This is a genomic window from Streptomyces sp. 3214.6 (assembly GCF_900129855.1).
GTDB lineage: Bacteria > Actinomycetota > Actinomycetes > Streptomycetales > Streptomycetaceae > Streptomyces > Streptomyces soliscabiei.
On record NZ_LT670819.1, the window covers coordinates 7,606,968 to 7,621,250 of the forward strand.

The 14,283-nt window shown below is 69.9% G+C and carries 14 protein-coding genes; 6 read left to right on the forward strand and 8 right to left on the reverse strand.

Annotated features, from left to right (window positions below; translation table 11 throughout):
- Nucleotides 1-54: 54 nt before the first annotated feature.
- Nucleotides 55-1,506 carry an NCS2 family permease gene (locus B5557_RS34415; RefSeq protein WP_079663128.1) on the forward strand — a complete coding sequence of 484 codons (1,452 nt, stop codon included), beginning with the start codon at nucleotides 55-57 and terminating at the stop codon, nucleotides 1,504-1,506.
- 13 nt (nucleotides 1,507-1,519) lie between these two features.
- Here the strand turns inward: B5557_RS34415 and B5557_RS34420 are convergent, their stop codons facing one another.
- Nucleotides 1,520-2,977, reverse strand: coding sequence for a peptidoglycan D,D-transpeptidase FtsI family protein (locus B5557_RS34420; RefSeq protein WP_079663129.1), 1,458 nt, complete (start codon nucleotides 2,975-2,977; stop codon nucleotides 1,520-1,522).
- 83 nt (nucleotides 2,978-3,060) lie between these two features.
- Nucleotides 3,061-3,834, reverse strand: a complete 774-nt coding sequence (locus B5557_RS34425; RefSeq protein ID WP_079663130.1) for an IclR family transcriptional regulator — start codon at nucleotides 3,832-3,834, stop codon at nucleotides 3,061-3,063.
- A gap of 159 nt (nucleotides 3,835-3,993) precedes the next feature.
- Here B5557_RS34425 and B5557_RS34430 point away from each other — a divergent pair, with 159 nt between their 5' ends.
- The 5 genes from B5557_RS34430 to B5557_RS34450 all read left to right on the forward strand — a co-directional run bounded on the left by B5557_RS34430 (nucleotide 3,994) and on the right by B5557_RS34450 (nucleotide 8,800).
- Complete coding sequence (locus tag B5557_RS34430) at nucleotides 3,994-5,523, forward strand: aldehyde dehydrogenase (NADP(+)) (protein ID WP_079663131.1); 1,530 nt, start codon at nucleotides 3,994-3,996, stop codon at nucleotides 5,521-5,523.
- Between the two features lie 143 nt (nucleotides 5,524-5,666).
- A complete protein-coding gene (locus tag B5557_RS34435) occupies nucleotides 5,667-6,275 on the forward strand; it encodes a DUF1349 domain-containing protein (protein WP_079663132.1) in 609 nt (202 codons plus the stop codon).
- An 87-nt stretch (nucleotides 6,276-6,362) separates the two neighbouring features.
- Nucleotides 6,363-6,875: a GNAT family N-acetyltransferase gene (locus B5557_RS34440; RefSeq protein ID WP_173877766.1), complete on the forward strand. Its 513-nt coding sequence runs from the start codon at nucleotides 6,363-6,365 to the stop codon at nucleotides 6,873-6,875.
- Between the two features lie 58 nt (nucleotides 6,876-6,933).
- Nucleotides 6,934-7,650, forward strand: a complete 717-nt coding sequence (locus B5557_RS34445) for a DsbA family oxidoreductase (RefSeq protein ID WP_079663133.1) — start codon at nucleotides 6,934-6,936, stop codon at nucleotides 7,648-7,650.
- 97 nt (nucleotides 7,651-7,747) lie between these two features.
- A complete protein-coding gene (locus B5557_RS34450) occupies nucleotides 7,748-8,800 on the forward strand; it encodes an aminotransferase class V-fold PLP-dependent enzyme (protein WP_079663134.1) in 1,053 nt (350 codons plus the stop codon).
- A gap of 66 nt (nucleotides 8,801-8,866) precedes the next feature.
- Here B5557_RS34450 and thpD read toward each other — a convergent pair whose 3' ends face one another.
- From thpD to B5557_RS34480, 6 genes are all read right to left on the reverse strand, one after another.
- Nucleotides 8,867-9,763, reverse strand: coding sequence for an ectoine hydroxylase (gene thpD / locus B5557_RS34455; RefSeq protein ID WP_079663135.1), 897 nt, complete (start codon nucleotides 9,761-9,763; stop codon nucleotides 8,867-8,869).
- Nucleotides 9,760-10,164, reverse strand: coding sequence for an ectoine synthase (locus B5557_RS34460; RefSeq protein WP_079663136.1), 405 nt, complete (start codon nucleotides 10,162-10,164; stop codon nucleotides 9,760-9,762). Before B5557_RS34460 ends, thpD begins: the two co-directional genes overlap by 4 nt.
- Nucleotides 10,165-10,239: 75 nt before the next feature.
- A complete protein-coding gene (gene ectB / locus B5557_RS34465; RefSeq protein ID WP_079663137.1) occupies nucleotides 10,240-11,511 on the reverse strand; it encodes a diaminobutyrate--2-oxoglutarate transaminase in 1,272 nt (423 codons plus the stop codon).
- A 94-nt stretch (nucleotides 11,512-11,605) separates the two neighbouring features.
- Nucleotides 11,606-12,130 (reverse strand): diaminobutyrate acetyltransferase, encoded by a 525-nt coding sequence (gene ectA, locus B5557_RS34470; protein WP_079663138.1) that lies wholly within the window; start codon nucleotides 12,128-12,130, stop codon nucleotides 11,606-11,608.
- Nucleotides 12,131-12,410: 280 nt separating this feature from the next.
- Nucleotides 12,411-12,938 carry a DinB family protein gene (locus tag B5557_RS34475; protein ID WP_079663139.1) on the reverse strand — a complete coding sequence of 176 codons (528 nt, stop codon included), beginning with the start codon at nucleotides 12,936-12,938 and terminating at the stop codon, nucleotides 12,411-12,413.
- A gap of 83 nt (nucleotides 12,939-13,021) precedes the next feature.
- The gene (locus B5557_RS34480) at nucleotides 13,022-14,122 is read right to left on the reverse strand and encodes a pyridoxal-phosphate-dependent aminotransferase family protein (RefSeq protein ID WP_079663140.1); all 1,101 of its coding nucleotides are present in this window, start codon (nucleotides 14,120-14,122) and stop codon (nucleotides 13,022-13,024) included.
- Nucleotides 14,123-14,283: the final 161 nt, after the last annotated feature.

The following is a 14,283-nucleotide window of genomic DNA, read 5'->3' on the forward strand; positions in this document are numbered from 1 at the left end:
ACAATCCAGCCAGCATCCGCACCCAGATCGTTCAGGCACCTAGGAGTACCAGTCATGTCCGAGACGAAGAAGGCGGCCGACCGGCCAACTGCCCCGCCGACTGCGGCGAGCAGCGTCGACCGGTTCTTCAAGATCTCCGAACGGGGATCCACCTTCGGCCGGGAGATACGCGGCGGCTTCGCCACGTTCTTCACCATGGCCTACATCCTTGTCCTGAATCCGATCATTCTGGGCAGCGCCAAGGACAAGTTCGGGCACCAGCTCGACACTGTCCAACTCACCACCGCGACCGCCCTGGTGGCGGCCGTCATGACGATCGTGATGGGCGTCGGCGGCAACCTGCCCCTGGCGCTCGCCGCGGGCCTCGGCCTGAACGCGGTCGTCGCCTTCCAGATCGCCCCGCTGATGAGCTGGGACGACGCGATGGGCCTCATCGTCCTGGAAGGCCTGCTGATCTGCGTCCTGGTGGTGACCGGTCTGCGCGAGGCCGTCATGCACGCCATCCCGCAGCCGCTCAAGCAGGCGATCAGCGTCGGCATCGGTCTGTTCATCGCCTTCATCGGCTTCGTCGACGCCGGTTTCGTCAGCCGGATCCCCGACGCCGCGAACACCACCGTCCCCGTGCAGCTCGGCGGCACCGGCACGCTCAGCGGCTGGCCCATCCTCGTCTTCTGCCTCGGCGTGCTGCTGACGATCGGGCTGCTCGCACGCAAGGTCAAGGGAGCGATCCTGATCAGCATCGTGACCATGACGGTGCTCGCGATCGTCATCAACTCGATCGCCGACATCAAGTCCTGGGGCCTGACCACGCCCTCATGGCCCGACAAGCTGGTCGGCACCCCCGACTTCGGGCTGATCGGCCACTTCAGCCTGTTCGGCGCGTTCGGCGAGACCGGCGCCATCACGGTCGTCCTGCTGGTCTTCACGCTCATCCTGTCCGACTTCTTCGACACCATGGGCACGGTCGTCGGCATCAGCGCGGAGGCGGGACTGCTGAACGAGAAGGGCGAGGTGCCCAACCTGGGCCGCGTGCTGCTCATCGACGGCGCGGCGGCGGTCGCGGGCGGCGCGGCTTCGTCGTCCTCCGCGACCTCCTACATCGAGTCGGCGGCCGGCGTCGGCGAGGGTTCGCGCACCGGCTTCTCCAACCTGGTCACCGGCGGCCTCTTCGCCCTCGCCCTGTTCCTGACGCCGGTCCTCACCATCGTCCCCCTCCAGGCAGCGGCCCCCGCCCTGGTCGCCGTCGGCTTCCTGATGATGACGCAGGTCAAGAGCATCGACTGGGACAAGTACGAGATCGCCATCCCGGCGTTCCTCACCATCGCCGTGATGCCGTTCACGTACTCGATCACCAACGGGATCGGCGCGGGCTTCCTGGCGTACGTCCTCATCAAGACGGTCCTCGGCAAGGCGAAGGACGTGCACTGGCTGCTGTGGGGGGCGTCGGCGCTGTTCGTGGTGTACTTCGCGATCGACCCGATCGAGCAGATCCTGGGCGTGAAGTGACCTGTCCGACGGCCTAGTTCTTCAGTGCCGCCTCCATCATCGCCTTCGCGACGGGGGCGGCCAGCCCGTTGCCGCTGACCTCGGAACGCGCCGCGTCCGACTGCTCGACCACGACCGCCACGGCGACCTCCTTGCCCGACGAGTCGGACTTGCCGTACGACGTGAACCAGGCGTACGGCGCCTTGCTGTTGTTCTCGCCGTTCTGTGCGGTGCCCGTCTTGCCGCCGACGGTGACGCCGTCGATGAGCGCGTTCGTGCCCGTGCCCTTCTCGACGACCGTCTGCATCGCCGACTGCAACTGCTCGGCGGTGTCGGAGCTGACGATCTCCTTCGTCGACGCCTTGTCGTCGTAGTCCTCCAGGACGTCGCCGCCGCCGTTGGTGATCTGCGAGACCATGTGCGGCGAGACCAGCTTGCCGCCGTTGGCGATGGCGGCCGACACCATGGCCATCTGCAACGGGGTCGCGGTCACGTCGAACTGGCCGATGCCGGTCAGCGCCGTGGACGACTCGTCCATGTCGGACGGATACACGCTCGGGTACGCCCGAACCGGCACGTCCTGGCTGTCGTCGTCGAAGCCGAACTTCTCCGCCATCGCCCTCAGCTTGTCCTGCCCGAGCTGCACGGCCATGTGCGCGAACACGTTGTTGCAGGAGTACTGCAGCGCGACCCGGATCGTGGCGTTCTCACAGGGCGCGGAGGGGTTCTCGTTGCTCAGGTCAGTCCGCGTGCCCGGCAGCCTGTACGGGTCCACGCTGTCGGTCTTCTCGTCCACCGACGAGTACAGCCCGTCCTCCAGCGCGGCCGCCGCAACTACCAGCTTGAACGTGGAGCCCGGCGCGAGCGGCTGGCGCAGCGCCCGGTTGGTGAGCGGCTTGTCGGGGTCCGCGTTCAGCTGCTTCCAGGCGGCCTGGGCGGTGTTGGCGTCGGTCAGCGACGACGGGTCGTACGACGGGGTCGACACGACCGCGAGGATCTGGCCGGTCTTCGGGTCGATCGCGACGGCGGCGCCCTTCTTGTCGCCGAGCGCGTCGTACGCCGCCTTCTGCACGTCCGGGGCGATCGTGGTGATCACGTCGCCCGGGTCGGCCCGCTTGTTCGTGACCGTGTCCAGCGCCGTCTTCAGACGGGTGTCGGTGCCGTTGAGCAGGCTCGTGTAGATGCCTTCGAGCTGCGTCGGGGCGTAACTCTGCGAGGCGTAGCCCGTCACCGCCGCGTACAGCTTGCCGTTCGTGTACGTGCGCTTGAATCTGAGATCGCCGCCCGAGGTGACGGCCGAGCCGGTGATCGCCTTTCCGGCCACGATGATGTTCCCGAGCGGCTCCGCATACGTCTCGATCGCGTTGCGCCGGTTGTACTTGTCGTCCGCGAGTGCCTGGCCCTCGTAGAACTGCACCCAGGTCGCCCGGATCAGTAGGGCCAACACCAGCAGCAGCGCGAAGACCGAGGCGCGCCTGATCGTCTTGTTCATTGCGATGAGAAAGACGAACGGGAAGAGATCGATCGTTCCCGTCCGCCTGGATTCTCATCGTCCGTTCATGTAGTCGGCCGGCCTCAGAGGCGACGGGTCGCCAGCGTGAGGCGGTCGCGCGCGTCGAACAGGGCGTCCTTCACCAACTGCTCGTGCGCGGGCGTGAGTCTCGCCACCGGCACCGAGCAGCTGATCGCGTCCCGGGCCGGCGTGCGGTACGGGATCGCCACGCCGAAGCAGCGCAGGCCCAGCGTGTTCTCCTCGCGGTCCACCGCGATGCCCTGCTCGCGGACCTGGTGCAGCTCCTCGATGAGCTTCTCGCGGTCGGTGATGGTGTGCTCGGTCAGCGCCGGGAGCGTCTCCGGCAGCATCTTGCGGACCTGCTCGTCGGTGTAGGTGCTCAGCAGCGCCTTGCCGAGGGACGTGGAGTGGGCGGGCAGCCGGCGGCCGACGCGGGTGAAGGGGCGCAGGTAGTGCTGGGACTGGCGGGTCGCGAGGTAGACGACGTTCGTGCCGTCGAGGCGGGCGAGGTGGATGGTCTCGGTGGTGTCGTCGGAGAGCCGGTCCAGGGTCGGCCGGGCCGCCGCGACGACCTCGTCGCCGTCGATGTAGGAGGTGCCGACGAGCAGCGCCCGCACGCCGATGCCGTACCGTGTGCCCGTCGCGTCGGTCTCCACCCAGCCCAGCTCCACCAGGGTGCGCAGCAACATGTAGAGACTGGACTTGGGATATCCGACGGCTTCCTGGACCGATGCCAGGGAGTGCATTCCTGGGCGGCCGGCGAAGTATTCCAGCAGCTCAACCGTCCGCACCGCGGACTTGACCTGCGCCCCGCCCCCCGTCTCGCCAGCCGACATCGCCTTGACCCCTTCGTTCGACGACAAGCTGAAGATATAGTCTCGAACAGCATATTCACCATCAGAGACGGCGTTCAGCATATCGAACATCCCTGGTGGGTGAGCCAGTACCAGAGCCTGTACCGAACATGGTCAGTACCAAGCGTGGAGGGACCCGCGGTGGCAGCAGCACCAGTCTGGAGTGTCGACCCCCGAACCGGGAAGCAGCGTGAACAGGTTGCGGTGGAGGCCACGGCCCAGGAGGTCGACACCGTCGTCCGCGCCGCCCACGACGCGCGCGGCTCACTCGCCGACCGCACCGTCCGCGCCGCCTTCCTGCGCTCCGCCGCCGACCGGCTCCAGGCGGCCAAGGACACGCTCGTCGAGGTGGCCGACGCCGAGACCGCGCTCGGCCCGGTCCGGCTGAACGGCGAGCTCGCCCGCACCTGCTACCAGCTGCGGGCCTTCGCCGACATCGTCGACGAGGGCGCCTTCCTGGACGTCGTCATCAACCACCCCGACGACACCGCCACCCCGCCCATCCCCGACCTGCGCCGCTACAAGGTGCCGCTCGGTGTGGTCGCCGTGTACTCGGCGTCCAACTTCCCGTTCGCCTTCTCCGTCGCGGGCGGCGACACCGCGAGCGCGCTCGCGGCCGGCAACCCGGTCGTCGTCAAGTCCCACCCCGACCACCCGGCGCTGTCCGAACTGGTCGCCAAGGTGCTGCGGCACGCCGCCGCCGAGCACAAGATCCCGGAGGGCGTGCTCGGTCTCGTGCACGGCTTCGAGGCCGGCGTCGAGCTGATCAAGCACCCGCTGGTCACCGCCGCGGGCTTCACGGGCTCCATCCGGGGCGGGCGGGCGCTGTTCGACGCGGCCGCCGCGCGGCCGGCGCCGATCCCGTTCCACGGTGAGCTGGGCTCGCTCAACCCCGTCGTGGTGACGGAGGAGGCCGCCGCCGAGCGCGCCGAGACCATCGGCGCCGGGCTCGCCGGGTCCATGACGCTGGGCGTCGGGCAGTTCTGCGTCAAGCCCGGGCTGGTGCTGGTGCCGTCCGGCGCGGCCGGCGACGGCCTGGTCAAGTCGCTGACGGACGCGGTGAGCGACACCGACGCGGGCGTCCTGCTCGACCACCGGATGCGGGACAACTTCATCGCCGGGGTCGCCGAGCGCGCGGAGCTGGCCGACGTGGAGTCGCCGGTGACGCCCGGCGCGGGCGGGGAGCACACCGTCAGCGCGGGCTTCCTGACCGTGCCCGCTGCTCGGCTCGCCGCCGAGGGGGAGCACGATCTGCTGCTGGAGGAGTGCTTCGGGCCGGTCACCGTCGTGGCCCGCTACGACGACGAGGGCGAGGTCAAGGCGGTTCTGTCGCGGCTGCCGGGGAACCTGACGGCGACGGTTCAGCTGTCCGAGGCGGAGGCCGCCGGCCAGGGGCGTGGGGCGGAGATGCTCGCCGAGCTGACGCCGCTCGCCGGACGCGTGCTGGTGAACGGGTGGCCTACGGGCGTTGCCGTCGCGCCCGCTCAGCATCACGGGGGGCCGTACCCGGCCACCACGTCCACGTCCACGTCTGTCGGCGGGACCGCCATCGAGCGGTGGCTGCGGCCCGTCGCCTATCAGAACGCTCCGGCCGCGCTGCTGCCGGTGGAGCTGCGGGACGAGAACGAGCTGGGGCTGCCCCGGCGGTTCAACGGCCACTTGGAGCGATAGCGCTCCGCGCGGGTGCCGTGGGGGTGCGGTCGATCGTCGACCGCGGGTTCGGTCATGGTGACCGCTCGCGCCCCCGCGGCGGAGCCGCGTGCCGACAGGCCCCGCGCCCCCGGACAGCTCCACCCACCCTGGATAATCGGGCCATGGATGTCTCCCTTCCCGAACTGCCCTTCCCCCTTCGTACTTACGGCCCCGACGGGCACTGGTTGTATGAGGACGGGGTGTTGATCGGGTGGGCCGGGGCTCGGCAGGACCGCTTCGTGCCGCCCACCGGGGAGGCGCTGGACCCCGCTGCCGACGCGCCCCGGCTGCTCGGGGCGCCCGAAGGGGACTTCCAGCTCATCGCCCGCGTCACCGTCGGGTTCAACTGGGCCTTCGACGCGGGGGCGTTGTACGTCCATGTCGGTGAACGGGCCTGGGCCAAGCTCTGTCTGGAGTACTCTCCGGATGTGGCGACCGTCTGCACGGTGGTCACCCGGGGGCACTCCGACGACGCCAACTCCTTCACCGTGGAGGGGAGTTCGGTCTGGCTGCGGGTGAGCAGGACCGGTCGTGCCTTCGCCTTCCACGCCTCCCGGGACGGCAAGCGCTGGACCTTCGTCCGGCTGTTCACGCTGGGCGAGGAGAAGGAGACCGGCGCGGCCCTCATCGGGTTCATGACGCAGTCGCCGATGGGCGACGGGTGCGTCGTGACGTACGACCACCTCGAGTTCAGGACCGAGTGGCCGGACGACCTGAGAGACGGCAGCTGAGCGCACCCGTCACCGCGCACAGCGCCCCCCCGCCCCCGGTTCGGCCGGGGCCGGAACCGGGGAACGGGCCGGCACGTCCTCGGTTGCATGATCGAAGAACGCGTCACGGGAGGCCGGGTGATCCGCACCGCCGTGCCCGCCGAGGCGGAGACCGTCGCCGCCCTGCACGCCCGAGCCCGGGCGACCTACTACCCCGACGGGATCCCGCAGGACGGCACCGACTGGCTCGCGAACTGGCGCACCGCCATCGAGCGGCCCGACGGCCAGGTGCTCTGCGTCGTCGAGCGGGGGCGGATCGTCGGCCTCGCCTCGTTCCGTACGCCGCAGGGGGCGGGGGCGGACACCGTCAAGCTGTTCCAGTTCCATGTCGACCCCGACCACTGGCGCGGCGGTATCGGCACGGCTCTGCACACGGCCTGCGCGGAGCAGTGGCGGGCGGACGGCCGACGCACGGCGGTGCTCGACGTGCATGTCGACAACCGGCGGGCCCAGGCGTTCTACGCACGTCAGGGCTGGTTCCCGGACCCGCAGAACCCGCCCGCCCAGGGCGATCACCATCTCTTTCTGCGCTACTGCGTGCCCGGGAATGATCCACGCTGATTGAACGTTCACGTACCCGGCGGGGGGAGCCTCCGTACCCGTACGAGCTGGAGAGAACATGAAGGTCGAGATCTGGTCGGACATCGCGTGCCCCTGGTGCTACGTGGGCAAGGCCCGCTTCGAGAAGGCGCTCGAGGCCTTCCCGCACCGCGACCAGGTCGAGGTGGTGCACCGTTCCTTCGAGCTGGACCCCGGCCGCGCCAAGGGCGACGTCCAGCCCGTGCTGGCCATGCTCACCAAGAAGTACGGCATGAGCGAGGCGCAGGCGCAGGCCGGCGAGGAGAACCTGGGCGCCCAGGCCGCCGCCGAGGGCCTCGACTACCGCACCCGCGACCGCGACCACGGCAACACCTTCGACATGCACCGCCTGCTGCACTTCGCCAAGGAGCACGGCCGGCAGGACGAGCTGATCCAGATCCTCTACCGGGCCAACTTCGCCGAGGAGCGGTCGCTGTTCACCGAGGGCGAGGAGCGGCTCGTGGAACTGGCCGTCGAGGCCGGTCTCGACGCCGACGCCGCCCGCACGGTCCTCGCCGACCCGGCCCGCTACGCCGACGAGGTCCGCGCCGACGAGCGCGAGGCCGCCCAGCTCGGCGCGAACGGCGTGCCCTTCTTCGTCCTCGACCGCGCCTACGGCGTCTCCGGCGCCCAGCCCGCCGAGGTGTTCGCCCAGGCCCTCACCCAGGCCTGGGGCGACCGCTCTCCGCTGAAGCTGATCGACGACGGCGGCGCGCAGGCCTGCGGTCCGGACGGGTGCGCGGTGCCGCAGCACTGAAAAACCGCAGGTGAGAGGCGATCCATAAGCCGTCCTAAGCGGAATCACATAAAAATCGGCAATGGACGAGGCGTTCTGGGGGTCCCACAGTGGACCCATGGAGACCTTCGAGAGCCTCGTCCGCACCGAGTTCACCCCGAAGACCACATACCTGAACACGGCGAGCAACGGCCTGCTGCCCGCCCGCACCGTCGCCGCCCTGCACGAGGCGGCGCTGCTGCGGGCCGAGGGCAGGCCGCTGACTCCGCTGCACGAGGACGTGGAGGCCTGCCGGGCCGCGTACGCCCGGCTGGCCGGCGTACCGGTCACCCGGGTGGCGCTGGGCGCATCGGTCGCCGCGCACACCGGCGTGATCGCCGCCTCGCTTCCCGCGGGCGCCGAAGTGCTCACCGCCGAGGACGACTTCACCTCCGTGCTCAACCCGTTCCACGTCCGCGGCGACCTCAAGGTGCGCGCCGTGCCGCTGGAGCGGATCGCCGAGTCCGTCCGCCCCGGCACGGCGCTGGTCGCGGTCAGCGCCGCGCAGTCCGCCGACGGCCGGATCGCCGACCTGCCCGCCCTGCGCGAGGCCGCCCGCGCGCACGGGGCGCGCACCTACGTCGACTTCTCGCAGGCCGCCGGCTGGCTGCCGGCCGACGCCGACGCCCACGACTTCTCGGCCGCCGTCTCCTTCAAGTGGTTGCTCGGCCCGCACGGCGCGGCCTTCCTCGTGGTCCCGGAGGACTTCGGCGGGCTGTCGCCGATCCTCGCGGGCTGGGTCGCGGGCGAGGCACCCTGGGACAGCTGTTACGGCCCGGTGGCCGAACCCGCCCACTCGGCACGGCGGTTCGACCTGACGCACGCCCTGTTCACCTACGCAGGACTGCGCCGCTCCCTCGAACTGGTCGAGGAACTCGGCGTGACGGCGATCGGCGCCCACGACCGCGCCCTCGCCGACCGCTTCCGCACGGGACTCGCCGCCCTCGGTCACGAGCCGCTTCCCGCGCCCGGCTCCGCGATCGTCTCCGTGCCCGAACTGGGCTATCGGCAGCCCGAGTTGGACGCCGCCGGTATCCAGGTCTCCGACCGCTCCGGCAACCTGCGCGCCTCCTTCCACCTCTACAACACACCCGCCGACGTCGACCGCCTGCTGGACGCGCTGTCGCGCTGACACCCCGGCCTGCACTGCCGGCCCGCAACTGCCCGGGTCGGCAGCCGCCGGGGTGTCGGCGGGTCGTCAGCGGACCGGAGTGAAATCCCTTGCTCCGATGAACTCCGGCCGCCGTATCGGAGCCGCGAACGGCTCCACGGCCGTGTTCTCCACGCTGTTGAACACGACGAACACGTTGCTGCGCGGGAACGGCGTGATGTTGTCGCCGGACCCGTGCATGGCGTTGCAGTCGAACCAGGTCGCCGAACCGGCCTTCCCGGTGAACAGCTTGATGCCGTAGTCGCTCGCCATCGCGGTCAGCGCCTCGTCGGACGGCGTGCCCGCGTCCTGCATCTGCAGCGACTTCTTGTAGTTGTCCTCGGGCGTGGCCCCGGCACAGCCGAGGAACGTCCGGTGCGAGCCCGGCATGATCATGAGCCCGCCGTTGGTGGCGTAGTTCTCGGTCAGCGCGATCGAGACGGACACCGTCCGCATGTTCGGCAGACCGTCCTCGGCGTGCCAGGTCTCGAAGTCCGAGTGCCAGTAGAAGCCCCCGGCCCCGAAGCCCGGCTTGACGTTGATCCGCGACTGGTGGACGTACACGTCCGAGCCGAGGATCTGCCGCGCCCGCCCGACGACCCGCTCGTCGCGCACCAGGGCGGCGAACACCGGGCTCAGCCTGTGCACCTCGAAGACGGACCGGATCTCCTTGGACCGCGGCTCGACGATCGAGCGCTCGTCGGCGCGGATCTCCGGGTCGGCGACGAGCCGCTCCAGCTCCCGCCGGCAGACGGCCGCCTCGTCGTCGCTGATCAGCTGGTCGACGGAGAGGAAGCCGTCGCGCTCGTACGCCTGGAGGTCGGCCGTCGCGATCGGGCCGGGGGCGTCGGGGGAGCCCCAGACGACGGGGTCCTGGCGGGGCACGGACACCTCGGTGGTGCCACGGGTGGGATACAGATCGGTGAGCGTGGTCACGGTGCTCACACCTCCTCGGGCTCGGTCAGCAGGGGGTAGACGCCGTTCTCGTCGTGGTCCTCCCGTCCGGTCACGGGCGGGTTGAACACGCAGAGGCAGCGGAAGTCCTCCTTGACGCGCAGCGTGTGCCGCTCATGTCCGTCGAGGAGGTACATGGTTCCGGGCGTGATGCTGTGCGTCCGCCCGGTCTCGTGGTCGGTCAGCTCGGCCTCGCCCTCGACGCAGACGACGGCCTCGATGTGGTTCGCGTACCACATCGACGTCTCGGTGCCCGCGTACAGAATCGTTTCGTGCAGCGAGAACCCGACTCGTTCCCGGGCGAGGACGATGCGTTTGCTCTCCCAGGTGCCGGACGCCGCCCGTACATGCCGGTCGGTGCCTTCGATGTCCTTGAACGAACGGACGATCACGGTGGTGCGATGCCTCCTAGGTAGGGGGGAACGGGGAGATCGTGGGTGTGCGGGGTTGGTGGGTTTCCGCGGGTGTCAGACGGTTTCCCGGACGGCGCGGGCGACGACGCTCATGCCCTCGTCCAGCTCCTCGGGGGTGATGGTCAGGGCCGGCAGCAGCTTGACGACCTCGCTCTCCGGGCCCGACGTCTCGATCAGCAGCCCGAGCTCGAAGGCGCGTCGCGCGACCCGCCCGGCCCTCGCCTTCTCGTGGAACTCCAGGCCCCACACGAGTCCACGACCCCGGTACTCCCTGACGTCGGCGAGGTTCTCCTCGGTGATCGAGATGAGTGCCTGCTCGATCTGCTCGCCCCGCGCCCGGGTCTGCTTCTCCATCGCGGACCCGTCGGCCCAGTACGTCTCCAGGGCGGCCGTGGCGGTGACGAACGCCGGGTTGTTGCCGCGGAAGGTGCCGTTGTGCTCGCCCGGCTCCCAGATGTCCAGTTCGGGCCTGAACAGGCACAGCGACATCGGCAGCCCGTATCCGCTGATGGACTTGGACAGGGTGACGATGTCGGGGGTGACCCCGGCCTCCTCGAAGGAGAAGAAGGCCCCGGTGCGCCCGCATCCCATCTGGATGTCGTCGACGATCAGCAGCATGTCCTGCCGTTCGCACAGTTCCTTGAGCGCCCGCAGCCACTCCGGACGTGCGACGTTGATGCCGCCCTCGCCCTGCACGGTCTCGACGATCACGGCGGCGGGCTTGTTCAGCCCGGACCCCTGGTCCTCCAGGAGCCGCTCGAACCAGAGGAAGTCCGGGACGGTCCCCTCGAAGTAGTTGTCGAACGGCATGGGCGTGCCGTGCACCAGCGGGATCCCGGCCCCGGCCCGCTTGAAGGCGTTGCCGGTGACGGCGAGCGAGCCGAGCGACATTCCGTGGAAGGCGTTGGTGAACGACACGATGGCCTCGCGCCCCTTCACCTTCCGCGCCAGTTTCAGCGCGGACTCCACGGCGTTGGTGCCGGTCGGGCCCGGGAACATCACCTTGTAGTGCAGGTCGCGCGGGCGCAGCACCAGATCCTGGAAGGTCTGCAGGAAGGTCCGCTTGGCGACGGTGGACATGTCGAGCCCGTGCGTGACGCCGTCCCGCATCAGATAGTCGACCAACGCCCGTTTCAGTACGGGGTTGTTATGGCCGTAGTTCAGTGACCCGGCGCCGGCGAAGAAGTCCAGGTACCGGTGGCCGTCCTCGTCGTACATGCAGCTGCCCTGCGCACGGTCGAAGACGGCGGGCCAGCCGCGGCAGTAGCTGCGTACCTCGGACTCGAGGGTCTCGAAGACACTGAGGTCGGGCTGGGTGATGGTCACGACGAAACACTCCTTGGTGTGGGGGTGGGAAGGAGAGAGGGCGTGGGGGGAAAGCGGTGGGGGAAGGCCGTGAGGGGAGTGGGGAGGGGGCCGGTCACAGGGTGCTGGGGGAGAGGGGCCCGATGCGGTAGAGCACTTCGGGGTCGTGCGGGCCGTCGGGGAACAGCCCGGCGCCGAACAGCACCTCGCGGGTGACGGCCGCACCGTGCCGGTCGGCGAACGAGGTGAACAGCCGCTCGGACGCGGTGTTGCCGGGCGTGATCGTGGTCTCGACGGTGGTGAGCGGCCGTTCGGCCGCGACCCGCGCGGTCAGTCCGTCCAGCAGCGCGGCGGCGAGGCCGTGACCGCGGTACGCGGCGTCGACCGCAACCTGCCAGACCAGCAGGGTCCCCGGGTTCTCGGGCCGTACGTACCCGGTGACGAACCCGACCGGTTCGCCGCCGTTCCCGCCCTCCGCCCGCACCACCGCCGAGGTGGCGGCGAAGTCGCGGCACCACAGCAGATAGCTGTAGGAGGAGTTCAGATCGAGCGTTCCGGATTCCTTTGCGATACGCCAGAGCGCGGCCCCGTCCGCCACCGACGGACGGTCGATACGTAGGTCTGCTTGTGCGGCAGTCATGCGGATTGAACTTACCCAGGGAAATTCAATAACGCATGGAGGGGCCGTGGTGATTCCGTGATGCTGCATGGGCGGTTGACCGATATGCCCCTTATCCACCCACGCAAACTGCGCATATCACCCCTGTTGTGCAATGCGTCACGCGATCGTAACCGGCCGGAAATTCCCTGCGTTTAGCCGCATGGAATCCGGGCAGAAGACTCAGGCAAGCTATCCTCGCAAAGAAACTCCGGCAAAATTCGGGGAGAATTCCCGAATCGCCGCTTCGCCGCTGTTGGATTCAGGCTCCGGTAACCCCGTCGATACGCTCCCGGAGAATGTCCGCGTGCCCGTTGTGCCGGGCGTACTCCTCGATCATGTGGATGATCGCCCAGCGCAGGCTGATCTCGAGGCCGGCCATCGGGCCGTCGGGGATCCGCCCGGTGTCCTCCAGCGACCGTCCGGCGATCAGCTCGCGCCCCCGCGCGATCTCCCGCCGCCAGACCGCCAGCGCCTCGTCGAGCCCCCGCGAGGCATCCAGGGCGTACCCGCTCTCCTCCTCGAAGACCGGCGGCACGTCCAGCCCGGCGAACGCCCGCTGGAACCAGTTGCGTTCGACTTCGGCGAGATGCTGAACCAGTCCGAGCAAGGTCAACTCGGACGGTGCGGCGGCCTGCTGCCGCACCTGCGCGTCGTCCAGCCCCGCGCACTTCAACTCGAGCGTGGCCCGGTGAAACGCCAGCCAGCTCTCCAGCATGGGGAGTTCATCACCGGTCAGGAGCGGGACGGGGCGGCCGTCGGGGAGGGTCCGGGGCGTGTCGGCAGTCATGCGGCGAGTCTGCCAGGGGCCACTGACAACGCCCGGCCGACGAACGGGGCGTTGGGCCGGCCCGCGCGGGCCGGAACCCGCGCCTACCGCCAGGCGGCCTCGACGCCCCGCCGGGCCGCTTCCGGATCCACGGTCAGCCCCTTCTCCGCCAGCGCGGTGCCCAGTGCCGTCAGGCACGCCCGCACCACGTCCACGGTCGCGTCGCCCCCGTAGTGGTTGACCCGGATCATCTCCTTGGCCAGGGCGCCGCCGCCCGCGGCCAGCGGGAGCGCCGGGTCGCTCTCCAGGGCCCGGGTCACCAGCTCCGACGCCACCACGCCCGGCGGGACGCGCAGCGTCGTGGCGACCGGGGCCGCCTCCGTCGCGTCGTACACGTACGGCTCAAGGCCGCCGCCCAGTGCCAGCACGCCCGCGCGGGTGGCCGACGCGGCGAAGGCGTGGCGGGCCATCACCGTCGTCAGGCCCTCCGTCTCGATCCGTTCGACGCAGGCCTCCAGGGCCAGCATCTCCAGCTGGGCCGGGGCGTGCAGCAGGGTCTTGCGGCCGCCGTCGATCCAGCGCTGCTTCCAGTCCAACAGGGACAGATAGGAGCGGCGCGGGGCCTTCGGGTTCGCGGACATCCGGGCCCACGCCCGCTCGCTCACCGACACCGCCGACACGCCCGCCGGGCCGCCCATCGCCTTCTGCGCGCCGATCACGCACAGGTCCACGCCCCACGCGTCCGGCAGCACCGGCTCCGCGCCGATCGAGGCAACCGCGTCCAGGTAGAACAGCGCGCCGTGCTCCCGCACCACCTCGCCGATCTCCGCGACCGGGTTGGTGTTGCCGGTCGCCGCCTCCGCGTGCACCAGGGAGACGAAGTCGATCTCCGGGTGCTCGGCGAACGCCTCCCGGATCTGCGCGGCCGTCACCGCCGTGTGGAAGGGCACCGCCAGGTCGATCACCCTCGCGCCGCAGTCCCGCAGCCAGTCGCCGAAGGTCTGCCCGTACGGGCCGGTGATCACGTTGAGGGCCGTGGTGCCCGGTCCGGCCGTGGCGCGGATCGCGCCCTCCAACGGCAGCAGCGCCTCGCCCTGCATGATCACGACGTCCTGCCGGGTGTCCAGCAGCCGGGCCACCCGGTCCTCGATCGAGGCGAAGTGCGCGGCGCTCAGCGGGGCGAGATCCAGGAACGGGTGGGTCACGGGGGTGCTCTCTTCACTCACGGGGTAGAGGTGACGAGGGTAACCGGCGCCCGCCTTGCCCTCTCTACTGCCGAGTTCTTAGGTCGGGCGGCCCTGTAGCCATCGGTTTGGTTTGAGATACCCAAACTTCTCCTTATAATCGGAACCCATAGTTCTCTTAC